Genomic DNA, 24,346 nt, shown 5'->3' with positions numbered 1-24,346 from the left:
TTTAATATATGCAGGTGGTGCTCTCCAGGTTCGTTGGTCCATACCACCATTTCATTTTGATGTGTTTTATACTTTTCCAATAATTTAAGCAAAAATAGGTACTGTCATCAGGAGACAATACAGAATACACTTTGACCTCTTTTAAAGATTTTTCGACACTGATAAATATAAAAGTTTATTAGCTAATTTATAAGCCCAGCAAGCTGTATGCCATTGATCAAAAAAAGCCTGGTTATAAGCAGACAAACAGGAAAGCCAGTGCTTTTTATTAAAGCCAGGCTTAAATAATAGGTTAGGAATATAATACACCAATTTACAATACTTCCCTGCCCAGGTGTCCACTGTATATCTTGTACTCCTAGTAGTCAAGTATGGATGAGAGGCCTGCATGAGTAGCACCTCACTTCCATCCTGGTGAGCTAGCTCAGGAATCAGGATATATGGTGAACTTAAAAAACAATCAATACCTGATTCTCCTTCGTCTACTTGTTGACAATAATCATCCAGCTCAAAGATTTTATGCTCTGAAAAAGTGTTTGATCCTTCTAAAAAAACAAAAAAGATGTCATCAAACAGGATCAATGACATCTTTCGAGGAGAGTTAACCACTCCAGAAATTATATTTTTTGTCAAATTTATTTACTCTCCCAATTGCCTGTCAAGCTTGGAGAACGAAGATCACCAAATTTTAATCTTGAATCAGGGTCATATCGATTGTCAAACTTTTTATAAGAAATGTCAGCATACTTACCCATAAAGGCTTTGCGTTGAATTCCACATTCCAATACATCTAAAATAATATTTCCTTGTCTTATTGTATCTGCAACCATATCAAACTTGGTACCATTACCAAAAGGTACATATGGCAATGAATCAAGGTTATATCCTATATTTCTAATACTGTCGACAGCAGATTCGTAGATAGTATCATACGTGATTATTCCTTTAAAATCTGGATCATCCGGATCACCGATGACCTTGATCGTCCTGAATTTTCCAATCTTCAGGCCATTAGCAAGTTCTTCAAAAGTAGGAGCATACTTATTATAGATATCCCTGTACATCTCCTGGCAATCTTTGATAGTTTTTAACCTGGAGATTACAGCGGCATTTCTGGAATCACGCTCTTTTTGGAATTCAAGTGGTTCTTTAATACTCAGATACAACAGGTATAGGCATCCTAAGATGACCAGCACGATGATAGCATTTAAAATTAACTTCATAAGTTTTTAGTATTTCGATTTTTCTGACGACACAAGTATAGCACTTTTTATAAAAATATAGTATCCTATGGATTAACAAAAATATTCAGATGATAAAAAAGTTAATTTTGGTGCTTCAAATTTTACTTTTTGACAAAATCCTGCCATAGAGTCCAGTTGTGACGAAACTTCGGTCGCTGTAATAGATAACGGACGAGTAATCAGCAACTTAATCGCCAATCAAACGATTCATTCGGAATATGGCGGTGTGGTCCCTGAGCTAGCCTCCCGGTCTCATCAGGAAAATATTATCCCAGTGACTCAGGCAGCGCTACACAAAGCCCAGATCGAACTGAAAGATATAAATGGTATCGCGGTGACGACTGGTCCGGGATTGATGGGGGCACTCCTGGTAGGTGTGTGTTTTGCCAAAAGCCTGGCTTACAGCTTAAAGATCCCATTGATAGAAGTCAATCATATGCAGGCTCATATACTGGCTCATTTTGCTGAAGCTCCCTACCCGAATTTTCCATTTTTATGCCTTACGGTATCTGGTGGACATACTCAAATAGTTTTGGTCAGAGATCACCTGGATATGGAGATTATTGGGCAAACCTTAGATGATGCAGTGGGAGAAGCTTTTTGATAAAGGGGGAAAATATTTGGCCTGGGCTACCCGGCTGGTCCTGTAATAGACTCTCTGGCCAAAAAAGGTCAAGCCAATATCACCCTTCCAGAACCTCAGGTACCAGGTCTTGACTTTAGTTTTAGTGGCATCAAAACAGCCGTCTTGTATCATGTACAAGCCCAGAAAGCCATAGATCCAGCATATCTTGACAAAAACATCCATGACTTATGTGCTTCGCTTCAGTCAAAACTTGTCGACATCTTGATGAAAAAAAACTTGTCAAGGCTACCGATATATACGGTATTAAAGAAGTAGCCATAGCAGGAGGTGTATCTGCCAATAGTGCTCTCCGCCACCAAATTATTTCAGTGGGAAAAGAACTGGGTTGGAAAACCTATATTCCAAAATTTGAATATTGCACCGACAATGCTGCTATGATTGGGATTGCTGCCCATTACAAATTCCTCAAAAATCAAGTAAGCCCTCTGGATATTACACCTCATCCCAGGTTACCTTTCTAAGAACCAGCTGCTTAGACTAAAGCTATCAGCACGGCCATACCCAATCCTAGCCCAATCCATATAAGTTTTCGGATCGGAATACCATGATGGTGAAGGTTTTCTGTTTCAAAAAAGAATCGTAATGGCTACATGGAGAAGTGATCCGCCAGCAAATGCCAATACCAGAGGATATGCTCTAATAATACCGGAATCTTGTTTACCATAACCATCCCTGCCGGTGTGATAAGCGAAAACAATATCAAAATCTGCCAGATACGGACCGCTTTATGACCCATCATATCAAGCAATAAATACATCGTAAACCCTTCCACCACCTTGTGGAGTAATATCCCCGAGTAAAAATTATGATGTTGGTGATCTGATATTGCCCCGACCCCGGCAAATGGAAGACCGTCCAGCCAAGGCATGCAATCCCAATCCTACAAATAAAGCCACAGTCAAAGCCTGATTATTATGTGCAGGCGGATGAATATGTCCATGTTCTAATCCACCCGTCAAAAATTCCATAAAAATCTGAATAAAAAAACCAGCTAAAACACACAACCCTGCATAGTGATTATGACCTGAAAAAATAATTGGAAACATCTCTAAAATCAACAATCCAAACAGGTAGGCACCGCTTAGGGATAACATGTCCTGTAATATTTTTTTGCGGTTCTGACCAAGAATAAATTTAGCACATACTCCCCCTATCAGTAATAAGCAAAAGCATAATAAAGCGTATTGTATTAAGTTCATTTGGAGAAAGGTAATAATTTATAAAAACTGCCCCTATCCACCCCATGAAAATCCCCAACAAAGACCCAAAAATCACATCCATCGGATAATGCACCCCTACATAAATCTGGGCATATGCGATCACAGCCGCCTAAAGAAGAAATAAATATCTTGTTCTAGGTAAATACGATGCAGCAGCTAAAATGATAAAGACTGAAAAACAAAAATGATTCGTCGCATGGGAAGAAGTAAAACTATAACCTGTACCACATTGAACCAATAATCTCCGATTTTGTTCCAGACTCACTTCATTGCATGGCCTCGTCCGTCTCACATTCTTTTTGATCAATTCGCTGCTGATCAAATTGGATAAAATCACTAATCCGATGGCAAAGAGGCAGAGGTATAAACCTTTAGTCCCGAAATTAAATATAAAAAAACCAATCAGGAAAGCATATAATGGTGTCCAGACAAACTGGTTACGGCTAAAGGATAAGATCATATCCAAATAAGGATGTACCCAAACCTGATTGATGAGGTGAAAAATCCGGAGATCCAATTGTAGAAAATAATCCATTATGCACCACAAATTTAGTTAATCCCTGGCATGTCCAGGAATGAATTACTTTCAGCAAGGATGCATAAAATTTTATTGGGCTACTGCTGACCAATAATTTTATCGGAGGTGGATGGGCACCCCCGCATTCAATATCAATCTGGTCTGAAATAGTTTACTCAAAATCAAAAAAATACCTTCCTATCTTTGCACACTATGTTGAAAGTATTGGTGACCGGGTCTTCCGGGTATATAGGCAGTCATACTGTAATCGACTTGCTACAAAATGGATTTGAAGTCATAGGCTTAGATGATCAATCCAACTCCTCATCACACGCCTATGAAAGAATCAAGGCCATTACAGGTCAAAAAATCGCCTCTTATTGTCTGGATATTAAAAATAAAAAAAGCTTATCAACATTATTCGAACAGCACCAGGATATTATAGCCATCATTCATTTTGCAGCATATAAAAGCGTAGACGAATCGGTCTCCCATCCAACACTTTATTATGAAAACAATATCTCTGGTATGATCCATTTGCTCGAAATGCAAGTGGCCTTTAATATCCCTTATCATATTTTCTCCTCCAGCTGTACGGTCTATGGCAATACACAGGACCTGCCTGTGACAGAGGAAACTCCCTGGCAAACCGCAGAATCCCCTTACGGACTCACCAAACAAATTGGTGAATCCATGCTTTCAAATCTCACCAAACTCACTACAGGGCTTCAATCTATTGCATTAAGGTATTTCAATCCGGCTGGCGCACATCCCAGTGGTTTATTGGGCGAAGCAGCTATCAAAGAAGTACGCAACCTCGTACCGCTCATTATGGAAGTCGGTAAAGGCAAAAGACCACTACTCCAGGTTTATGGCAATGACTACCCTACACGGGATGGGACCAATATCAGAGATTATATACATGTCATGGATTTAGCCCATGCACATACCCTGGCTTTAAAATATCTCTCGGCTCAGGCTTCCCATGGTATGGAGATGGAAGTGTTCAACCTTGGTACGGGCACCGGAGTCAGCATCCTTGAAGCTATCCAATCTTTTGAAAAGGTCACCGGCACACCTTTAGCTTACAAAATTGCAAATAGAAGACCGGAGATGTAGTGGCCATCTATGCTGATTATCAAAAAGCAAGTAAATTACTCGACTGGCATCCACGATATACCCTGGACGACATCATGACACATGCCTGGCATTGGGAACAAAACAAGGCCGAATTTCTTAGTTTATAGTGTACTTGATGCCGGTATAGATTCTCGTCCCCATATTAGGCGCATACAATCTGGTGGCATCGAAATATTTTGACCCAGTAGATTCAGGGCTGACTATTTGATATTCCTGTACATAATTAGTCACATTTTCTACACCTCCATAAAGCTCAAATCGCCCAAGATTGCGGCTGGCATGCAGATTGATCAATAGATATGCAGGAGAGGTAGAAGGCCTGCCAGCGCTTCCTGCTGTAGGATAGGTTGATATGTCTAATAATCTTTGTTTGCCCACCAATTGGAAAGTAAGATTACCTATCCAGACACTCTCATTGGAGTTTGCATCCAGGGTCAGTAAAGCTCTGTGCTTTGGCAAGTACAATTTGGAGATGAGCGCAGCGTTTTCATGAAGTCGATATTTGGCATCTGTATATCTGTAAGCTAGCTTAAAACCAAAATTGACACCGAGTTGAAACTGGTTTTGGATCAAAGCATAATTGATCCTGGAGCCATGAAAAGTGTATGTACTGATGATATTTCTGGTCACTGATTCGATATCTTGAATGTTTTGCTTTTTAAAAAAAGTATGATATAAGTCAATGGAGATATTCCATTCATTGGGTCCCCCAATAAATACTTTTTGAATATAACTTAGCCCGTAATTATTGGCTATATCCAGGCCCAATGAGGGGACTAAAAAATATCGCCCTAGTCCGATAAAATGTATGTTGTCGGAAATAATATTTGGCATTCGATAGGCGCGTCCAGCTGAAGCCCTGATCGTACCATATTCATCCACCTGGTATCTCATAGAAAATCGAGGAGTAGCTCTGACTCCATATGAACCATATCGATCAGCACGCATGCCAAGGGTATAACCAAATACTGATTCTTTGACATCAGCATTATAAGAGTATTCCGCAAATGCTCCGGGTATGAATTCATTGCGATCAAATATAAAATCTGAAAATCCTTCTTTAGTCATACTGCGCCTCATACTTAAACCAGTCTGAAGCATATGTTTGTCAGTACTAAACTTGTCCTGGTAGATCAGATTTGTGTAAAAAGATCTGTCTTTGCCATTCGCCATACGTGCGTAATTAGCTTCATATTCATGACCTTGAGCATGCCACTGAAAGCCGATCGAACGACCAGGGTCCTTAAATCCGATATAGCCAATGTTGCCAAATATCTCAAGTCTTTTATTCGATTGATTATAAGTGAGCAGGTCTTCCAGGTGAGCAAGACTGGGATGATGTGTCTGGCCACCATTGCGCTGATCCCAGATACCATGAATATTCACCTGTCCTTCCCAGTTTAGTCCATAATAATGTAATCGCTGCATGACATTGACTTGCTTTTTTTGAGGAGCGTCCAAAAACCCATCACCATTTGAGTCCTGGTGATGTTGATCCTGACTGGCATGGATTAATGTACCGGTACTCCATTTTTCATTTAGCCTTTTGTTTGTGATGATATTAGCTTCATACCTTGATCGTTGATTGCCAAAAAGATTGATATGCAGCTTTGGTCCATTTTGGGGATCTATAATATCTACATTTATTTGACCAGCCAGCCCATCAGAACCATTGACTACGGTTCCAGCGCCTTTACTGACCTGTATGCCTTTCAGCCAGGGCCCGGGTATAAAATCAAAAGCAAATGGCGCAGCAAAATTATACATCGTGGGCCTCGAATCCAGCATGATTTGAGAATATATGCCTCGAAGTCCCAGCATTTCGATCTCCCGGGTGCCTAAAGCAGCGTTAGTATAATTGGCATCTATGACAGCACTTGTCTCGAAACTTTCTGATAGGTTACAACAAGGAGCTTTTCTGAGCTCACGGATGCTGACGATTTCTTTGTTATAATTGCTGGAAGCAGGTATATAAGTATCACTTCGTTTGGCCCTTACTTCCACCTGTTGCAAATCTATGTTTTCGCTTAAGACGATGGAAATTTTCAAGATATCTGGTGCCACAGCTATTTCCTTGGTTTTGAATCCAACATAGTTAATAACCAATATTGAATCAAGGTCTGCCCTTAGGATATTAAAAGCTCCCTGCTCATCCGTGACTGCATGGTATGTTTGTGACTTCCATTGAAGGACCGCACCTGCCAAAGGTATTTTGGAATCGTCTATCAAGACACCTTTCAATGCATTTTGGGCATATAATTCTGAGCATATACAGAAACTCAATATAGTCACGAAGGTTTTTAAACTTGCGATCATGCGTGCAAATTTACACATATTGAAGGCCTAAAAAATATATGATTACCATAAATAGTATTTTTACCCAATGAAGTATGTATGGCTTTGGTTTGTATTCAGTTCACAGATAGCTTCAGCCTCTTATTGGCAACAAAAAATAAATTATGATATACAATGCAGATTAGATGATAAAACAAATCAGCTGACAGGGGCGGTTAAAGTAACCTATCAAAATAATAGCCCATTTGCATTAAATCAGGTCAAGCTGCATCTTTGGATGAATGCATTTAAATCTAAACACTCCCCTTTTGATGACCAATTAAAACACGTGGGCGATGCCAAAAATGGGTACTCCAGAGAGCTGACTTTGGTGGGTATGATTCATTGGATTTTTACAATCTACAAGGAGCAGTGATACCTTTTTCTTATGATGACGCGACGCAAGAAATTATCACCCTTAGCTTGGACCAGGCCATCCAAAGCGGCTCCAGCGGAGTTTTTACAATTAAATACGCCTTAGATATCCCCAAAAACATATCCAGAGGAGGCCACTTGAACCAAAGCTACCAAATGACCCAGTGGTATCCTAAAGTGGCCTTGCTCGACTCTTCAGGCTGGCACACCATGCACTACCTTGAATACGGAGAGTTTTTTAATGATTTTGGTGATTACCGTGTAAAAATCGAATTACCGGACAATTATATCGTAGCCTCTACAGGTACATTGCTCGATAGTGAAGAACTTAAATTTCTTGATGATTATGCTGATTCATGTCAGCTGAAAAATGGTGAACCTGCTGATATAACCATTTTAGCCCCGATATCTTCGACCAGGTTTAAAATACTCAGTTACCAAGCCAAAAATGTAATTGATTTTGCCTGGTTTGCAGACAAACGTTTTTTAGTCAATAAGGCAAAGGCTATTGTGGAGGATAAAACAATAGACATTTGGACTTTTTTTCTTCCGAAAAAAATAAACGCCTGGCACCAGGCTTCTATTTATGGCAAAAATGCAATCGAATATTTTAGCTACCAGGTAGGTCCATACCCTTATGACCAGGTATCCATAGTTGAATGTCAAAAAGCTGGTGCGGATGGCATGGAATACCCTATGATTACTTTAATTGATCGTTATTATAACCTTCCTGAAAATCTGGAGGAAGTCATATTACACGAATTAGGTCATAATTGGTTTCAAGCTGTTCTCGCCACTGATGAACGGGAGGAAGCCTGGCTGGATGAGGGCCTGGTCACTTTTTATGAGCATAAATATTTTCAAAAAAGACCAATGTCACCTTTCATAGGCCATGGCCTATTCACCCTAAACTCTGATTACGATGTGCCCCCGGATTTTTTATGGTATCTGCAAGCAGCTGATAATCGGGATATGGCTGTGCTTGCGCCGGTTGAAAAATACGCTATCAATGGCTACATCTTATCTACCTATGAAAAACCGGCCAAAGGACTCAGGCTGCTTGAACAGGCTGTTGGAGAACAGATCTTTAAATCAATGATGCAAAAATATTTTGAATCATTTAAATTTAAACATCCTAAGCAGCAGGACTTATTAGGATTGTTCCATTCCATTGGCATTCATTGGTTTGAAGAGACCTACCTGACCAATAATAAAAAACTAGACATTGACATTCATAAAGCCTCTTCAGAAGGATTTATAGTTAACCATCATGGCCCGAAGGACCTCCCACTACCTATGGCTGGATATTATAAAGGAAAAAGAATTTTGGATACCACCCTCATTAATTTGACCAGTGGTACACCTTTTAAATTTGGTCCAGATTCGCTCGACTATATCATTATTGATCCTGATTTTTTATTGCCCGAAATCAAACGGACCAATAACATCCTCCGACTGAGGCCTTCTGCTTTTACTCCTAAAAAGACTGTGATGCATCTCATACCTGGCATTGGGCACTCTTTAACCAATGATTTATACCTCAGTCCAGTCATCGGCTATAACGATTACGATGGTTTTCAGGCAGGATTGGCTCTGCATGATTTTACACTGCCTGCTGCTACTACACTGGGAGGCGCCATAGTGGCTTATGGATTTAAATCTACTAAACCTGTTATACTGGCCGGCATAGAACATGCCATCTTCCCATATCAATCGTATATCGATCGCATCAAATTTGGTGTAGAGCTCAGAAACTTTTCAAATAACCGGGATACACATTATGAATACACCTCCAGGTATTTAAAATTGGCACCAAAAATCAGTCTATCACTTACTCCTGGTGCTCAACACAGTGCCTTAAAAGAATTTTCATATAGGCCTGTTTATATTCATCAACAAACCCTGATGAGTGTTGACTTTGACCAGGGCCTCTATAAATCAATAGGACAATCTAAATTATACCACGAACTTAAATTTGATTATTTGAATTCCAAAGCTCTACAGCCGTATGATTGGAGCACTACTGCTGAAAAGGGCCCTGGGTTTATAAAATTATTTTCCCATTTCAACAAACAATTCAGGTATCATACGGTAGCTCCTGCTCACCTCGAATGGCATGTTTTTGGAGGAATACAATCAACAGATCATTCAAATAAAACATTTTCCAATTTTACACTAAGTGGTGGTACTGCATTCAATGGGGAGGAATCGGACTATAAATTTGACGAATTGTTGTTAGGTCGTGCCGAGACCACCAATTCATTTTCAAGGCAGATCTTTATCAAAGACGCGGCATTCAGGAGCTTACCGAGTATGGTTTCATCCACTTCCTGGATGCTGGCGAGTTCTTTAAGGTCATCTATACCCACCCTGCCTTTCATCAGACCTTATTTCCAGCTGGCCTTAACCCCAAAAACAAACACCTATGGGAGTATACATTACACCTCGGGTATCAGCCTGGTAGGTTTAAAAAATATCCTTGAAGTCAATTTTCCAGCTTTCGAAAGTCAGTCGATTAGAGAGAGCCCTTCAAACTTGACTCACTCCAAATACTTACAGCGATGCACCTATGTGTTCAATTTCAAAGCATTGAGTCCTTTTAAGTGGTTAAGAAAAATTGGAGGTTGAACCCAGGAACCCGAATTTTGATTGATTGACTTACCTTCGTTGTATGAATATTTTAATTTTAGGATCTGGTGGTAGAGAACATGCCCTGGCCTGGAAAATAAAGCAAAGCCCTGATGGTCATCATATATTTATAGCCCCTGGAAATCCTGGAACTGCTTTGGAAGGTACCAACCTGGCAGTCTCCTTAAAAGATTTTGAAGGCATAGCCAGCTTGATCTCATCCTATACCGTACAGATGGTAATCATCGGTCCGGAAGAACCGCTAGTGTCAGGTCTCACAGATTTCCTTGAAGATCGATTCAGACATTCAGACCTCATCGTCATAGGCCCGACCAGGCAAGCAGCTCAGCTCGAAGGATCCAAAGCGTTTGCAAAAATCTTCATGGAGGAATACGGCATACCAACTGCAAAATATAAATCTTTTCAAGGCGTAGAAATTCAAGCGGCGTATAATTATATCGACGGCATGAATACTCCCATTGTAGTAAAAGCTGACGGGTTAGCTGCAGGCAAAGGGGTGACTATCTGCCTTACCAAAGAAGAAGCAAAAGAAGAAATCCGTCAAATGCTGGAGGGAAAATTTGGTAGTGCCAGTCAAACCATTGTATTGGAAGAGTTTTTGAATGGCAAAGAATTCTCTGTATTTGTTTTGACGGATGGACATGATTATAAGATATTGCCCATAGCCAAAGATTATAAAAAAATTGGCGAGGCTGACAATGGCCCAAATACAGGGGGTATGGGAGCTGTATCTCCTGTTTCATTCGTAGATCAGGGGATGATGGACAAAGTCGAATCCAGGGTGATCATACCGACCATCAAAGGACTTCAAACTCGTGGATATAAATACCATGGATTTATATTTTTAGGCTTAATAGTGGTTGATAATGAGCCTTTTGTGATTGAATACAATTGTAGAATGGGTGATCCGGAGACAGAAGTAGTGATGCCGAGATTGTCCAATGACCTTGTAAGTCTGCTTCATGCTGTTCATACAGGCACTCTTGATGCTCATCTCATTCAGAGCACACAAGAATCAGCTAGCACAGTAGTCACAGTCTCTGGCGGCTATCCAGGGGCATATGAAAAGAATAAAAGGATATTTTTCCCTTCTTACATCCCGGACGGCTCGATTGTATTCCAGGCCGGGACTTCCCAGGATGATCAAGGCCATACAATTACCGCAGGCGGAAGAGTGCTCGCCATTACCTCTATGAGCCCATCATTGACTCAAGCACTTGAACAGTCATATAATTTAATTGAGCAAATTCATTATGAAGGCAAGTATTTCCGCAAGGATATAGGTTTTGATGTCTAATCATCCTCTTCATCTTCTTCATAATACCCTGCACCGTTGGCACTTTTCGGATAATAAACTACACTGCAATTTTCAGGTCTGAATATATTGTTTGCAACTGACCTGATCTCTGCAGGAGTAATACTTTGATAGATATTTCCTTCTTCGTTTGCATTGCGGGCATCTCCCAGCATTTCAAAAAAACCAAGCGTAATGGCTTTATTTAAGCCGTTTATTTCACTAAAAAGCAGAGACGATTCTATGGTGTTTTTTATCTTGATCAATTCACTGCTTTTGACAAGGTTTTTTTTCAACGACTCCAATTCATCCCAAATAGATTTTTCTAATAACTCAATTGATTTACCTGGTATCGCTTTAGCTTCAATAATAAACAATCCTGGATCTAAAGAACCTGTGATGGATGCGTCAATGGTGCTTGCCATTTTTTTCCCTCTTACCAGTTTGCGATATAATCGTGTAGAATGTCCGTTGCTCAAAATATCGCTGATCACATCTGCTATATAAAATTCTCTGACCATCCTACTTCCGATGTGAAATGCCATATACAAAGCATCTGCTGGTGCTTTGCTTTTAGATATTAGCCTGCGGAGTTTTTTCTGAGGCCTCTCGCTTAAGTACTTATTATGAGGGGCTGTGCCTGGTTTGATAGCACCAAAGTGTTTTTCCACCATGGTCATCAATTGATCAGATGGAATATTGCTGGTGATGGACAGGATGGCATTACCGGGTTGATAATATTTTCGATAAAACTGTTTAGCCTCCTCTAGTTCAAGGTTAGCTATAGCTTCTTCGTTCTTTCCAATGGTAGGCCATTGGTAGGGATGTCTTTTGTAAGCCAATTGACAAATTAGTTGAAAGCTGTCCCCATATGGCTTGTTCAAGCAGGTCTCTTTGTACTCTTCGAGCACCACCTGTTTTTCACGATCAAATATCGTTTTGGTTAATCTAATATGGGACATCCTGTCTGCTTCTAGCGCCAACGCTGTGGCCAGATTCATAGATGGCAGAGTAATATGATAATTGGTATTGTCACACGTGGTGAAGGCATTGTTTTCCCCACCAGCATTCTGGATCACCAGGTCATAAGATGGGTATTGTTTTGTACCGCTAAACATGAGGTGCTCAAATAAGTGAGCCATTCCCGTCTGATGTGGTGGGTCATCTCTAGCGCCAACCAAATAATGTATGTTTAAAGAAGCCAAAGGATTTGCTTCATCATAATGCAAAATCACTTTTAAGCCATTTGCGAGTGTTTTTCTGTCAAAATTTAACATGAACTGTTTTGATTCTTACAATTTTCGGCGAAAGTAGTCTTTATCCAATAAAATCAATTCGTTCTCAAATATGGACTGATGCCAAATCAAATAGTCTGTGATTAATAGTACGTGATTAATAATTAATTCTTACTTTTGCGGCGGAAAAATTAACATCAAGAAAATAAATAAAGCCATAAAAAGAAAGAACTATGCCGGCTTACATGACAAAAGAAAAAGTACAAGATTTAATGACGCAGTACGGCGGAAGACCTGAAAACACAGGCTCTGTTGAAGCTCAGATCGCACTCTTTACATTCAGAATCAATCAGTTACAGGAGCATCTGAATCACAACAGGAAGGATCATTCTTGCCGCAGATCGTTACTCACCATCGTAGGTCAACGCAAGCAATTGCTCAACTACCTGGCTAAGCACAATCTGAACAAATACCGTGAATTGCTAGAACAGTTAGGTATACGTAAGTAAACCGATTTTCGAAACTATTCCTGTTTAGTGTTTCAAATGCTCTACTTAGTAGGGCTTTTTTAGTTTAAACTTTAATCAATTATAAAAAAAAATCATGGGACAAAAAACTCCTATTTCAGTCTCTTTCAACCTACCTGATGGTCGGGAAGTAACCATAGAGACTGGCAAATTAGCCACTCAGGCGCATGGGTCCGCTGTCGTCAGATGCGGCAATACCATTCTACTGGCTACAGTAGTATGCAATAAAGAAGCAAAACCAGATCAGGAATTTTTTCCTCTTTCTGTTGATTATGCTGAACGTTTTTATGCAGCTGGTCGTATCCCTGGCAATTTTTTTCGCCGCGAGGCCAAACTCAATGACTACGAAATACTGACCTCCCGATTGGTAGATCGAGCTATCCGACCGTTATTCCCTGATGGTTTTATGAATGAAACCCAGGTGATGATCAGTCTGTTAAGTGGAGAAACTGAAACTCCAAGTGATGCCTTTGCAGCCTTGGCCGCATCTGCTGCACTCACCCTTTCTGATATTCCCTGGAATGGCCCGATCTCCGAAGTGAGGATCGCTAAAGTCAATGGAGAATTTATCATCAATCCATCCCGCACTCAATTATTAGACGCTTCTTCTGAATTTGTAGTGGCTGCCACGCCTACCGAGCTCTTAATGGTTGAAGGGCAGGCTAAAGAATGTGACGAGTCGGAATTAATCGAAGCTATCAAGGTCTCTCATGAAGTCATAAAGCAACAATGCAGTCTGCAGTTAGAACTTGCCAAATTAGCCGGTAAAGCAGACATTCCTAAACGAACAGTAGTGATTCCTGAAATAGATCCAGCATTAAAGGAATTAGTGCTGCAAGCTTCATCAGATAAAATATATGCGATCGCTCGCAATCCTACCGACAAACAAGGTAGGAAAGATCTTATGGATGACTTAAAAGCTTTGGTTAAGGAATTTGTCATCGCAGTTCATGGTGAAGATTTTTATAAAGAAAACTCCAAAATCATCGGTGCCATATTAGACAAAAACAAAAAAACAATCATCAGAGAAGTAGTTACCGAAGAAGGTAAGCGCCTGGATGGCCGGGCTACAGACCAGGTGAGACCTATTTGGACTGAAGTGGATGTGCTGCCTGCAGCTCACGGTTCATCCATCTTTAATCGTGGAGAGACCCAAGCCATCGGGGTAGTGACTTTGGGCTCTAAAGGAGACAAAATGATGGTCGATACCGCTTTTGCCCCTCGGGACGAAGATTTTATTTTTCACTACAATTTTCCAGGATTTTCAGTAGGTGAAGCCAAGCCTAATCGCGGTCCGGGAAGACGAGAAATAGGGCACGCCAATCTCGCCGCAAGGTCAGTCCGGCAAGTGATGCCTGCAGACAATCCCTATACTGTCAGAATAGTTTCTGATATTTTAGAGTCTAACGGATCCACTTCAATGGCTTCTGTTTGTGTTTCATCCATGGCCCTCATGGATGCCGGTGTTAAAATCACTGCTCCGATCTCTGGAATTGCCATGGGTCTTATTAAAGTGGGTGACAAGGCAGCTATCTTAACTGATATTTTAGGAGATGAAGACGCCTTGGGCGACATGGACTTTAAAATCACCGGTACTGCCAATGGTATTTGCGGATGCCAGATGGACATGAAGATCGAAGGATTATCTTACGACTTATTAGAGAAGGCACTTGCCCAAGCCAAGGCCGGCAGATTACATATACTCGATGAAATGGCTCTGACCATATCTGAGGCCAGAGAGGATTATAAGCCACATGCCCCTAGAATCGTTGAAATAAAGATACCTAAGAGCTTGATTGGCGCAGTTATAGGCCCTGGAGGTAAAGTAATACAAGAGATGCAGGCAAGCACCGGCACCATCATTAATATAGAAGAAGTCGATGATTATGGAATCGTCAGCATCGCCAGCCCAAACAAAGCCAATATCGACCTTGCTGTTGCCAGGGTACAAAGCATTGTATTTGTTCCTGAGGTAGGTGCCACTTATGAAGCGAAAGTAGTTGAAATTCTTCCTTTCGGAGTGATAGTAGATTTCAAAGGTAAGCAAGGACTGCTGCATGTGTCCGAAATATCCTATACCAGAATCGAGAATGTCGAAGAAGTATTCAATATTGGAGACGAACTAAAAGTAAAATTGTTGGATATCGATCCCCGTACAGGTAAATATAAATTATCCCGCAAAGCCTTAATGCCACGACCTGATAATATGCCTGCTGGTGATGGGGACCAATCCAGAGATCGCCGAGAGGACAGTAGATCCAATGACCGTGGTGGAAGTGACCGTGGTGGAAGAAACGACAGAGGTGGTTATCGAGGTGGAGATAGAGATAGTAGAGGCCGAAGTGGCGATAGAGATAGAGGTGGCGATAGAGGACGAGGCGACAGAGACAGAGGTGGCGACAGAGACAGAGGTGGTAGAGACGGCAACTCAAGACCGCACAGTGATAATGCCCCATCTCGCGACAGTCACGAAAGACCTGAAAGACCTGCCGAAAGATCTGAACGGCCTGAAAGACCTGACCCTATTGAAAGACCTCAATTGAGACCAGATATTGAAAATCGACGGGACCATAACCCTCCAAAATCAGATTTTCCTGCTCCTAAGAAAGACGAAATAAGACCAGAAGGATTGAATTGGGAGGATTGATCCCTCAAAAGTCGAGAATATATTAGCTTTTATCATAATAAAAAGTTAAACTATCAAATGGGAGCGAGCGTTTTGCCCCCATTTGTGTTTATTAGATGAACTTTTAAGGCACTTTTACCGTAAAGGTTAGAAAGAGGAGAAAAGAAATGAGACAGCTAAAAATCACAAACAAAATTACCAATCGGGAGTCCGTCTCTCTCGAAAAATATCTCAATGATATAGCCAAACTCTCTATGCTCACCCCAGAGCAGGAAGCAGAATATGCTCGTAAAATAAGAGAAGGGGATGAAGATGCGCTCGAAGTAATGTGTAAATCCAACCTTAGATTTGTAGTTTCTGTAGCCAAACAATATCAAAATCAAGGTCTATCGCTCAGTGATCTAATTAATGAAGGAAATGTTGGCTTGATCAAAGCAGCCAAAAGATTTGATGAAACCAAAGGTTTTAAATTTATCTCTTATGCTGTGTGGTGGATTCGTCAATCCATCCTTCAAGCCATTGTGGAGTATAGTAGGATAGTCAGAATGCCTGTAAATAAAGTGGGTTCTTATAACCGGCTCAATGAGGCTTACATCACTTTCGTACAAGAATTTGAGCGCGAGCCGAGTCCGGAAGAACTCGCAGAAGCACTTGGTGTGGCCGTAAAAGATGTAAATCATGTTTTGAAGAGTAATATGCGACATGTATCATTCGATGCTCCTATAGGCACCGATGAGGACGACATCTCTATGATAGACATCTATATGCATGAGACAGATGATAGCCCTGATATGGGTTTGATGAAGGAATCCCTCAAGAAGGAAGTAGAATACGGTATGACGGTGCTGGCTCCCAGAGAAATGGAAGTATTATCCGCTTACTTTGGCCTTGATGGCAATAAACCACTTACCCTGGAAGAAATCGGAGATATGTTTGGTCTGACCAGAGAAAGAGTCAGGCAAGTAAAAGAACGAGCTATCAGAAGATTGCGACGGTCGATGCATCAAAATTCTCTCAAATCTTATCTTGGGTAATAGATTGCCGTTTTAAATAATGGCCAGATTTTTTATTTTTGTACTCATCATCTTCATTATTTTTAGTTTTGCAGGTGTGATCTCAATTCTCGATAAATTATTTGGCGGCTTCCGATCGATAACCTTCAAATTACGAAACGACTTACGGGCGCTTCAGCCCGAATTAAAGTCCTGGGCTTCTGACCACCTTATTAAATGGAACAGGCAGGAAATGGAATTGCTTAGTTTTAGCCAGCATAGGCAGGTTAAAAAAAGTTTGCTTTACAAGTTCTACAGAGGTGTCTTCCAATCTATATATCATGAGCCTCTGGTGGTCTATATGCAGAAAATGTACAGTCTTGACGAAGGCGTTCTGCTTATTCGCAATTCTGAACACGAATTTGCCTATTTAATCGTCAGAAAAGAAGTAGAATTATTTATAGATGAAGAATATTTTGGCAAATTGGACCAACAAGGAAAGTTATGGTACAACCAAAAAAATGTAATTGCTTATATCGATAGAAGCGAAAGTATGCTCTTACCTGTCCATGTCAATAATAAGTTGGCAGGAACTTTGTTGAATGAATCAAAAAAAGAATCCAGAAATCCTAGAACATTTCAGTATTTGAGCGATATGGATACCGTGGAAGAAAAAGTCTTTCTTGCCCTTGCGTTTTTTGAACTCATTCGAAGAAGCTCTAAATGATCACCTTTTTAAAAACGTTATAGAAACCTTAATCAAGGTAGTTTGAAAAGACTAGCTTGTATATTTGTGGGCTTTAATAAACTTCCATGCTAGCCGATTCGATTGCGATTTCAGATTTTCCGAGTTTCAGTAACATTGACAGAGCATTAAATAAGGTTGAATCGACCCTGCAGGAATTCGTTCAATGGCAGCCAAAGCTGGATTCTATACCAGATGTCATCAACGCCAGGAAATTTGAGACTGATAGAAGTTTGTTACAAGAAGTCTTGAGAGACCAATATAAAATCAATGCCCCTTCTTCTATTCCAACCCAACTTATAGACCGATTAGGAGCAGAAAATGTATTCACCATCTGTACGGCACACCAACCCTGCCTTTTCACAGGGCCTGCGTTTGTAATATCTAAGGCCATCAGTACCATCAAACTGGCCAGGCAGATCAATCAACAGTATCCTCAATTCCAAATCATCCCATTTTTTGTGATTGGATCAGAAGATCATGACCTGGATGAGCTTAATCACTGTTATGTAAATGGTAAGCGCTTAACCTGGGACACGGAACAACAAGGGCCTGTAGGACGATATCACCTGGACAATATTTCTATGGTGATTGCAGAATTAAAAGGATTAATAGAGTTCCATGCATTTGGTCCTGAATTAATCCGGATGATGGAACAGGCCTATCAACCTGGCCACACTATGTCAGAAGCATTCATGCAAATCTTACATCAACTTTTGGGCAGCTTTGGCCTTTTAGTTTTGAATATGGATGATGCAAGATTAAAAAAACGTTTTCTCCCATATATTAAAACAGAGATATTTTCTTCTGCTTCAAAACCCAAAGTCGTAGAGACCCAGGGCTTATTAGCTTCCAAAGGATTCGAACCTGCTACTTATGCCCGCGACATTAATTTCTTCTATTTTGATACCGGCTATCGGGCTCGCATCGAACGAGAAAACGGCTCCTTCAATATTGTTGGACAATCATTGGAGTTTGATGACAAAACCATGCTTGCAGAGATTGAAAACCGTCCCGAAAAATTCAGTCCCAATGTAATTATGAGGCCTATCTACCAGGAGATCATACTTCCTAATCTTGCCTATATAGGTGGTGGTGGTGAGCTAGCCTATTGGATGGAAAGAAAGTCGCAGTTTGAAGCTATGGAAGTGCCCTACCCTATGCTTGTGAGACGCGACTCCTTTGCTATAGTCGAAGACAGTCAGATGGATGTGATGAAAAACTATGGAGTCTCTATGGCAGACCTGTCAATGCGAACAGACCTTTTAATAAACCAAATCACTGAAAGCCTGAGCGCCAATCCCTTGGATTTGCACCTGGAGTTGAAAGGTCTCTTAGAATGGATGGAAAAAATCAGGCTCAAAACTATTGAAATCGACAAGACACTTGGCCCATCCATCGAAGCTGAAAAATCCAAACTACAGAAATCGATTGAGCATATTGAGAAAAAAATCTTAAAAGCAGAAAAATCTAAACTCGAAGTTCACCTCAATCGGGTCAAAAAGTTAAAGAAAAACTCATGCCTGATGGTACACTTCTGGAACGTAGAGAAAATTTTATGACCTTTTATGCGGTTTATGGGCCTGCTTTTCTCGAAACCTTAATGGCAGACTTTGATCCTTTGGATTTTCAATTCAAAATGATTAAAATCAATGCTTAAGCAATTGCCTTTTGAAAGATATTAAGTAAGGTATCCAGCCTGTCTTTTAAATCTGCTCTATCCACAATAAAGTCGAGAAATCCATGCTCTAATAAGTACTCAGCAGATTGAAAATCTTCAGGTAATTCTTTTTTAATAGCTTCTTTGATCACTCGAGGACCGGCGAATCCAATCAAAGCTTTTGGTTCTGCCATATTAATATCTCCAAGCATTGCATAAGATGCTGTCACACCGCCAGTGGTCGGATCAGTCATCAGTGACAGATAAGGCAAAGTGGCATCCGCCAGCAAAGTAAGTTTAGCCGCAGTTTTGGCCAGCTGCATGAGCGAAAAAGCAGATTCCATCATCCTAGCTCCTCCTGATTTGGATATGATCAGGAGTGGGCATTCTTGTTCTAAACAATAATCTATTGCCCTGGAAATTTTTTCTCCTTCCACACTGGATAAAGAGCCGCCGATAAAAGTAAAATCCATACAAGCCACCACCAAATTCTTTTTATTCAATTTACCAAAGGCTACGTTGACAGCAGAATTAAGCCCGGTTTTAGATTTGGCATCCTCGAGCCTGGACTTATAAGATTTTAGATCAGAAAATTCAAGTATGTCTATCGCTTCAAGATTATCAAAAAGGATTACATACTTTTCAGCATCAAAAAGGATTTCAAAATATTCAATACTCCCGATGCGTGTATGATGATTGCACTTGACACATTTGTAGAAATTCTCCTTTAGCTCAGCATAAGTAGTCATATGTTTGCATGATTCACACTTATGCCAAATACCTTCAGGGGTTTCCTTTTTGTTTTTGGTAGTCGTTTGTATACCGTCTCGTAGTCTTTTAAACCAACCCATTGTATTGTTTTTCTTTCCAGGGGCCTCTTTAGGAGCCTGCAAATATAAGTAATCCGCTTAATTTTGTCTTTTTACTGCATATACCAATTTATGTCAGTAGTTACTTACAAAACCAATATCAATGAAGATCAGTCTGATAGGCTACGGAAAAATGGGAAAAGAAATAGAAACCTTATGTTTAAATAGGGGGCATACCATATATAGTATAGTGGATCCTTTGTTAAATACGACACTGGATGACCTGTCAGGAGCGGATATGGTTATTGAATTTACACAGCCAGCGGCTGCATATCACAACATAGCCTTTTGCCTGGATCATCATATTCCTATAGTGAGTGGCACGACCGGATGGCATGACGAATTGCCTATCCTTAAAGAAAAATGCCTTTTGAAAGGGGGTAGTTTTTTCTACTCCTCCAATTTTAGTATTGGCGTCAATGTATTCTGGAAAGTCAGTGAATACCTGGCTAAAATGATGGACCAATATAGAGATTATGAGCTGGGATTGTTAGAGATACACCACATTCACAAAAAAGATGCCCCTAGCGGTACTGCTGTGACCCTTGCCAATAAAATATTAAATAGTTCGCCAAAATATACTGCATGGCACCTGGCAGAGATGTCTGAGTTCAAGTTGGACGGCTCTATACCCATTAAAAGCGAAAGACAGGGAGAAGTACCAGGCACTCACAAAGTAGAATATAAATCAGGTCACGACCGCATAGAATTGACCCATGAGGCTTTTTCAAGAAAAGGATTTGTCACAGGTGTGGTGGCCGCAGCCGAATGGCTTCTATGCAAAAAAGGAGTGTATGGAATGGAAGATATGTTGGGCTAAGGTATTTTCAGCGTTTTAATTTTCCCGGAAACAGTTTCGTTTTTCCTTTAGAATTAGATTTAAATTGACCTTTACGATTAAACTTTACTGAATTAGCTTTATCTGCAGGGCACCCTGATCCTACTGCACACGAAGCAAAAGTAAAAACACTCAAAAAGATGATTATAAATACATAGTATCTTTTCATACACTATATAGTATAAACTCAAAATTAAGTAAAAAACCACAAAAAAAAACCCCACTGACAGGAACTGTCAGTGAGGTATGAACACACTATGAGAACACCCTATTCTTATGTCAAAATTAAATCGATAATATATTTACTATCGTATGACAAATTTAAACCATTTTTAATCTACTTTGCAAATAAAATTGAACTTTTTTTAAAATGATTTCAAAAAAATCAGTTGACGATGTTTTACAGACCGCCAAAGTGGAGGAAGTGATAAGCGACTATGTAAATCTCAAAAAAAGTGGCTCCAATTTACTGGGGTTATGCCCTTTTCATCATGAAAAAACGCCTTCTTTTTCTGTATCCCCCTCAAAAAACATCTACAAATGTTTTGGCTGCGGAAAAGCTGGAGGGCCCGTACAGTTTATTATGGAACATGAGTCTTCGACATTTCCAGAGGCAGTTAAATACCTAGCCAAAAAATATAATATCTCTATCGAAGAAATAACAGAATCTAAATCAGATGAAGCCTACCAGGAAGAGCTAAAAGAGAATCTTATTCGTTAATTAATGAATTTGCAAATAATGTCTTCCAGGAATCATTATTTCAGCATCCTCAAGGCAAGACCATTGGACTTGCCTATTTTAAAGAAAGAGGGTTTTTAGAATCCACCATCAAAAAGTTTTCGTTGGGATTTGCCCCAGATCAAAAAAACTTTCTCGCAGAAAAGTGCATTACCAATGGATACAATGCTGACACCTTGAAAGAATTGGGCTTGCTCAATAAAAATAATCAGGATTTTTTTTCAGGGAGAGTGATATTCCCCATCACGAATATTTCAGGAAAAGTAATTGCCTTTAGTGGTAGAAAATTAAGCAATACTGATTTTGGACCGAAATATATCAATTCGCCTGAAACTCCTCTGTATATTAAAAGTAAAGTCTTATATGGATTACACCTGGCTAAAGCAGCTATACGCAGTAAGGACGAATGTCTACTGGTGGAAGGATACACTGATGTAATCAGCATGCATCAGGCAGGCATTCAACATGTAGTTGCGTCCTCAGGCACATCGCTGACAGTGGATCAGATCAGGTTGATTAAAAGGTTTACTCCCAATATTAAAATAGTATATGATGGCGATGAAGCCGGTATCAAAGCCACCATGAGGGCATTGGACATGATCCTGGAAGAGAATATGAATGTGCGTATGGCCATTCTACCTACTCCTGAGGATCCGGATTCCTTCCTCAAAAAAAATGGAAGTAGCGCGTTTGAGTCTTTTTTACAGGACAAATCTGTTGACTTTGTGTTGTTCAAAGCTTCGTTGATAAAAAGGGATACCAAAAACGATCCGATAAAAAAATCAGAAGGTATCACAGACATTATCCAGACCATTTCTAAAATTCCTGATGCGATCAAACGATCTACTTATATCCAGGTCTGTGCTGAAGAGCTTGCGGTATCAGAAGAGGTGCTCATTCGGGAGACGAATCGGATGATCAAAAAAGATCTGATTAATCGACGCTCAAAACAATTTACAGATCAAGAGCGATCTGTACCCAGCCCGGCACAGGACGATGCAGATTATCTTAAAGATCCACAGCATGACACCCTTTCAACGGAGGAAGATGAATACCAGGAGAGATCACTAATCAGGGTACTTATATTGTATGGACATCTCATGATGGATGCAGGAATGGAAAAAACCCTTGCCCAATATATCAATGAAAATATGGATAATCTGGAAGAAGAATTTAACAACAAACTATACGAACGAATATTAAAAGAATATATCCACCAGTTGAGCGAAAACCGAGTGATCAATACAGATTATTTTATCAGTCACGCCGATCCGGACATCCGCAATCTTGCTATAGAGTTAAGTACTTCTCCTTTTAATTACAGTCATAATTGGGCTGATCGTTGGGAGATGGAGCTTCAAACTCAAAAACCTCCAGATGAGAATTATGTCAATGATTGCTATCAAAGTATTTTAAGATTTAAGCTCAAAAAAGTGCAAAAAATGATCAAAGCCAATAAACTTTTACTTGATTCTACGGGTGAGGAGGAGATTCAACAGCTAATTTATCTTAAAACTCAACACGAGCTGCTCAATTATAGAAATACGATTGCCGATCTACTAGGGATGAGAGTCTTTTCGTGAAATAGTACTAATCAACCCACTCGGCTACGAATAGGTTGGTATCTCTGGTACCACCATTAAATCTGTTAGAGGCAAACACTAAGTATTTGCCATTTGGTGAAAACATAGGGAAAGAGTCAAAAGTCTGATCATAAGTGATTTTTTCCAGGCCTGTGCCATCATCCTTAATAGTATACAGATTAAATGAGTACCCTCGACTAGCAGCATGATTAGAGCTGAATACTATCGTTTTGTTATCAGGTAAATAATAAGGTGCCCAGTTAGCTTTCCCTAAATGCGTAACTTGTCTCAGATCGGACCCATCCACATTACAAACAAATAATTCCATTTCTACTGGCTGCACTAGCCCTTGATGTAAAAGTTCCAGATATTCCTTTTTGGCCTCGTCTGTCTTAGGTCTGGATGCCCTGAAAACCAATTTGGTTCCGTCCGGCGAGAAAAAAGCGCCTCCATCATAACCTAAGTCATAGGTGATTCTTTTTACGTTTTTGCCATCGATGTCCATGGTATATAAATCGAGATCTCCATCCCGTACCGAAGTAAACACAATCTTGTCACCTTTGGGGCTGATCGTCCCCTCTGCGTCATATCCAGGTGTATCTGTCAATCGTTTGATTATTTTACCATCAAGATCTGAGATATATATGTCAAAACTCTCATAGATCGCCCATACATACTTGCCATTAGGGTTTCTTTCAGGGGCTGGTGGACATGCCTCCCCAGCTGCGTGTGTGGAAGCATAGAGGATCTGTTTATTACCGGGCATAAAGTAAGAACAAGTAGTACGACCTGTGCCTGTACTGATCCTGATAGGTTTATTGTTTTTAAGATCAGACTTGCCAGGAGTCATTCTGAATATTTGATCACAGCCATTGGTCCAAGGGCTATAATCACTCTGAAAAGTAAGTTGCTTGCTGTCAAAACTCCAATAAGCTTCTGCATTATTGCCTCCAAAAGTCAGTTGGGTTACATTTTTTAAATGCTTTTCCTGCGGATATCGCAGATTATCGGGTCCTGTCTGATTGGTGATAGCATATTGTTGTGCACATTGTGTTGCTAAAAATATTATCATCAGACCGAAGTATTTTATCCATCGCTTCATATCAATAAATT

The 24,346-nt window shown here is 40.2% G+C and carries 21 protein-coding genes and 2 pseudogenes; 14 read left to right on the top strand and 9 right to left on the bottom strand.

Translation table 11 applies throughout. From position 1 onward, the window contains the following. Nucleotides 1–141 precede the first annotated feature (141 nt). Nucleotides 142–588, bottom strand: a complete 447-nt coding sequence (locus tag IPJ09_03110) for a hypothetical protein (GenBank protein ID MBK7370429.1) — start codon at nt 586–588, stop codon at nt 142–144. Between the two features lie 47 nt (nt 589–635). Continuing rightward, nucleotides 636–1,223, bottom strand: coding sequence for a hypothetical protein (locus tag IPJ09_03105; protein ID MBK7370428.1), 588 nt, complete (start codon nt 1,221–1,223; stop codon nt 636–638). 145 nt (nt 1,224–1,368) lie between these two features. On the opposite strand from IPJ09_03105, the pseudogene tsaD reads away from it, so the two are divergent. Further along, nucleotides 1,369–2,351, top strand: a pseudogene (gene tsaD, locus IPJ09_03100) (tRNA (adenosine(37)-N6)-threonylcarbamoyltransferase complex transferase subunit TsaD). Nucleotides 2,352–2,693: 342 nt separating this feature from the next. Here the strand turns inward: tsaD and IPJ09_03095 are convergent. Genes IPJ09_03095 through IPJ09_03085 form a run of 3 tightly spaced genes read right to left on the bottom strand, consistent with a single transcriptional unit; the run spans nt 2,694 to nt 3,645 of the window. Next, nucleotides 2,694–2,984 carry a hypothetical protein gene (locus tag IPJ09_03095; protein ID MBK7370427.1) on the bottom strand — a complete coding sequence of 97 codons (291 nt, stop codon included), beginning with the start codon at nt 2,982–2,984 and terminating at the stop codon, nt 2,694–2,696. Between the two features lie 40 nt (nt 2,985–3,024). Beyond that, complete coding sequence (locus IPJ09_03090; GenBank protein MBK7370426.1) at nt 3,025–3,213, bottom strand: phosphatase PAP2 family protein; 189 nt, start codon at nt 3,211–3,213, stop codon at nt 3,025–3,027. 6 nt (nt 3,214–3,219) lie between these two features. Then, on the bottom strand, nt 3,220–3,645 hold the full coding sequence (locus tag IPJ09_03085; protein ID MBK7370425.1) for a phosphatase PAP2 family protein: 426 nt from the start codon (nt 3,643–3,645) through the stop codon (nt 3,220–3,222). Between the two features lie 195 nt (nt 3,646–3,840). Between IPJ09_03085 and galE the strand changes: the two are divergent. Continuing rightward, nucleotides 3,841–4,874 (top strand): annotated as a pseudogene (gene galE, locus IPJ09_03080) (UDP-glucose 4-epimerase GalE). On the opposite strand, the gene IPJ09_03075 reads toward galE, so the two are convergent. Then, the gene (locus tag IPJ09_03075; GenBank protein ID MBK7370424.1) at nt 4,864–7,083 is read right to left on the bottom strand and encodes a TonB-dependent receptor; all 2,220 of its coding nucleotides are present in this window, start codon (nt 7,081–7,083) and stop codon (nt 4,864–4,866) included. The pseudogene galE and the gene IPJ09_03075 sit on opposite strands and share 11 nt — an antisense overlap. A gap of 67 nt (nt 7,084–7,150) precedes the next feature. On the opposite strand from IPJ09_03075, the gene IPJ09_03070 reads away from it, so the two are divergent. The 3 genes from IPJ09_03070 to purD are packed head-to-tail and all read left to right on the top strand — an operon-like array spanning nt 7,151 to nt 11,422. Then, nucleotides 7,151–7,477: a hypothetical protein gene (locus IPJ09_03070; protein MBK7370423.1), complete on the top strand. Its 327-nt coding sequence runs from the start codon at nt 7,151–7,153 to the stop codon at nt 7,475–7,477. Then, on the top strand, nt 7,474–10,104 hold the full coding sequence (locus tag IPJ09_03065) for a M1 family metallopeptidase (protein MBK7370422.1): 2,631 nt from the start codon (nt 7,474–7,476) through the stop codon (nt 10,102–10,104). Before IPJ09_03070 ends, IPJ09_03065 begins: the two co-directional genes overlap by 4 nt. Nucleotides 10,105–10,147: 43 nt before the next feature. After that, on the top strand, nt 10,148–11,422 hold the full coding sequence (gene purD, locus IPJ09_03060) for a phosphoribosylamine--glycine ligase (GenBank protein ID MBK7370421.1): 1,275 nt from the start codon (nt 10,148–10,150) through the stop codon (nt 11,420–11,422). Here the strand turns inward: purD and IPJ09_03055 are convergent. Further along, a complete protein-coding gene (locus IPJ09_03055) occupies nt 11,419–12,696 on the bottom strand; it encodes an insulinase family protein (protein ID MBK7370420.1) in 1,278 nt (425 codons plus the stop codon). The genes purD and IPJ09_03055 overlap by 4 nt on opposite strands. Nucleotides 12,697–12,887: 191 nt before the next feature. Between IPJ09_03055 and rpsO the strand changes: the two genes are divergently transcribed. From rpsO to bshC (IPJ09_03025), 6 genes are all read left to right on the top strand, one after another. Next, nucleotides 12,888–13,163: a 30S ribosomal protein S15 gene (gene rpsO, locus IPJ09_03050; protein ID MBK7370419.1), complete on the top strand. Its 276-nt coding sequence runs from the start codon at nt 12,888–12,890 to the stop codon at nt 13,161–13,163. Between the two features lie 94 nt (nt 13,164–13,257). Then, on the top strand, nt 13,258–15,828 hold the full coding sequence (gene pnp, locus IPJ09_03045) for a polyribonucleotide nucleotidyltransferase (GenBank protein ID MBK7370418.1): 2,571 nt from the start codon (nt 13,258–13,260) through the stop codon (nt 15,826–15,828). A gap of 146 nt (nt 15,829–15,974) precedes the next feature. After that, entirely contained in the window at nt 15,975–16,841 is an 867-nt protein-coding gene (locus tag IPJ09_03040) for an RNA polymerase sigma factor RpoD/SigA (GenBank protein MBK7370417.1), read from the top strand. Nucleotides 16,842–16,860: 19 nt separating this feature from the next. Then, nucleotides 16,861–17,526, top strand: coding sequence for a hypothetical protein (locus IPJ09_03035; protein ID MBK7370416.1), 666 nt, complete (start codon nt 16,861–16,863; stop codon nt 17,524–17,526). Nucleotides 17,527–17,612: 86 nt separating this feature from the next. Further along, complete coding sequence (bshC, locus tag IPJ09_03030) at nt 17,613–19,106, top strand: bacillithiol biosynthesis cysteine-adding enzyme BshC (GenBank protein MBK7370415.1); 1,494 nt, start codon at nt 17,613–17,615, stop codon at nt 19,104–19,106. Then, complete coding sequence (gene bshC, locus IPJ09_03025) at nt 19,064–19,204, top strand: bacillithiol biosynthesis BshC (GenBank protein ID MBK7370414.1); 141 nt, start codon at nt 19,064–19,066, stop codon at nt 19,202–19,204. Before bshC (IPJ09_03030) ends, bshC (IPJ09_03025) begins: the two co-directional genes overlap by 43 nt. Here bshC (IPJ09_03025) and IPJ09_03020 read toward each other — a convergent pair. Continuing rightward, on the bottom strand, nt 19,201–20,055 hold the full coding sequence (locus IPJ09_03020) for an acetyl-CoA carboxylase carboxyltransferase subunit beta (protein ID MBK7370413.1): 855 nt from the start codon (nt 20,053–20,055) through the stop codon (nt 19,201–19,203). The genes bshC (IPJ09_03025) and IPJ09_03020 overlap by 4 nt on opposite strands. Nucleotides 20,056–20,176: 121 nt before the next feature. Here IPJ09_03020 and dapB point away from each other — a divergent pair, with 121 nt between their 5' ends. From dapB to dnaG, 3 genes are all read left to right on the top strand, one after another. Then, nucleotides 20,177–20,893: a 4-hydroxy-tetrahydrodipicolinate reductase gene (gene dapB, locus IPJ09_03015; GenBank protein ID MBK7370412.1), complete on the top strand. Its 717-nt coding sequence runs from the start codon at nt 20,177–20,179 to the stop codon at nt 20,891–20,893. A gap of 388 nt (nt 20,894–21,281) precedes the next feature. Further along, entirely contained in the window at nt 21,282–21,632 is a 351-nt protein-coding gene (locus tag IPJ09_03010) for a hypothetical protein (GenBank protein MBK7370411.1), read from the top strand. Next, nucleotides 21,632–23,233, top strand: a complete 1,602-nt coding sequence (gene dnaG, locus IPJ09_03005) for a DNA primase (protein MBK7370410.1) — start codon at nt 21,632–21,634, stop codon at nt 23,231–23,233. The genes IPJ09_03010 and dnaG overlap by 1 nt, the downstream gene beginning before the upstream one ends. A 7-nt stretch (nt 23,234–23,240) precedes the next feature. On the opposite strand, the gene IPJ09_03000 is transcribed toward dnaG, so the two are convergent. Further along, nucleotides 23,241–24,335, bottom strand: coding sequence for a PD40 domain-containing protein (locus tag IPJ09_03000; GenBank protein ID MBK7370409.1), 1,095 nt, complete (start codon nt 24,333–24,335; stop codon nt 23,241–23,243). Between the last annotated feature and the right edge of the window lie 11 nt (nt 24,336–24,346).

It is taken from the genome of Saprospiraceae bacterium, assembly GCA_016709995.1.
GTDB lineage: Bacteria > Bacteroidota > Bacteroidia > Chitinophagales > Saprospiraceae > JADJLQ01.
Note: the sequence above shows the minus strand (reverse complement) of the source record. Positions and strands in the feature narration are given on the sequence as shown.

Excerpts from the sequence above, each read along its gene's own strand:
- IPJ09_03110 (MBK7370429.1), bottom strand. The coding sequence starts at position 588 with ATGTCATTGATCCTGTTTGATGACATCTTTTTTGTTTTTTTAGAAGGA.
- IPJ09_03105 (MBK7370428.1), bottom strand. The coding sequence starts at position 1,223 with ATGAAGTTAATTTTAAATGCTATCATCGTGCTGGTCATCTTAGGATGC.
- IPJ09_03095 (MBK7370427.1), bottom strand. The coding sequence starts at position 2,984 with ATGTTATCCCTAAGCGGTGCCTACCTGTTTGGATTGTTGATTTTAGAG.
- IPJ09_03085 (MBK7370425.1), bottom strand. The coding sequence starts at position 3,645 with ATGGATTATTTTCTACAATTGGATCTCCGGATTTTTCACCTCATCAAT.
- IPJ09_03075 (MBK7370424.1), bottom strand. The coding sequence starts at position 7,083 with ATGATCGCAAGTTTAAAAACCTTCGTGACTATATTGAGTTTCTGTATA.
- IPJ09_03070 (MBK7370423.1), top strand. The coding sequence starts at position 7,151 with ATGAAGTATGTATGGCTTTGGTTTGTATTCAGTTCACAGATAGCTTCA.
- purD (MBK7370421.1), top strand. The coding sequence starts at position 10,148 with ATGAATATTTTAATTTTAGGATCTGGTGGTAGAGAACATGCCCTGGCC.
- IPJ09_03055 (MBK7370420.1), bottom strand. The coding sequence starts at position 12,696 with ATGTTAAATTTTGACAGAAAAACACTCGCAAATGGCTTAAAAGTGATT.
- rpsO (MBK7370419.1), top strand. The coding sequence starts at position 12,888 with ATGCCGGCTTACATGACAAAAGAAAAAGTACAAGATTTAATGACGCAG.
- pnp (MBK7370418.1), top strand. The coding sequence starts at position 13,258 with ATGGGACAAAAAACTCCTATTTCAGTCTCTTTCAACCTACCTGATGGT.
- IPJ09_03040 (MBK7370417.1), top strand. The coding sequence starts at position 15,975 with ATGAGACAGCTAAAAATCACAAACAAAATTACCAATCGGGAGTCCGTC.
- IPJ09_03035 (MBK7370416.1), top strand. The coding sequence starts at position 16,861 with ATGGCCAGATTTTTTATTTTTGTACTCATCATCTTCATTATTTTTAGT.
- bshC (MBK7370415.1), top strand. The coding sequence starts at position 17,613 with ATGCTAGCCGATTCGATTGCGATTTCAGATTTTCCGAGTTTCAGTAAC.
- bshC (MBK7370414.1), top strand. The coding sequence starts at position 19,064 with ATGCCTGATGGTACACTTCTGGAACGTAGAGAAAATTTTATGACCTTT.
- IPJ09_03020 (MBK7370413.1), bottom strand. The coding sequence starts at position 20,055 with ATGGGTTGGTTTAAAAGACTACGAGACGGTATACAAACGACTACCAAA.
- dapB (MBK7370412.1), top strand. The coding sequence starts at position 20,177 with ATGAAGATCAGTCTGATAGGCTACGGAAAAATGGGAAAAGAAATAGAA.
- IPJ09_03010 (MBK7370411.1), top strand. The coding sequence starts at position 21,282 with ATGATTTCAAAAAAATCAGTTGACGATGTTTTACAGACCGCCAAAGTG.
- IPJ09_03000 (MBK7370409.1), bottom strand. The coding sequence starts at position 24,335 with ATGAAGCGATGGATAAAATACTTCGGTCTGATGATAATATTTTTAGCA.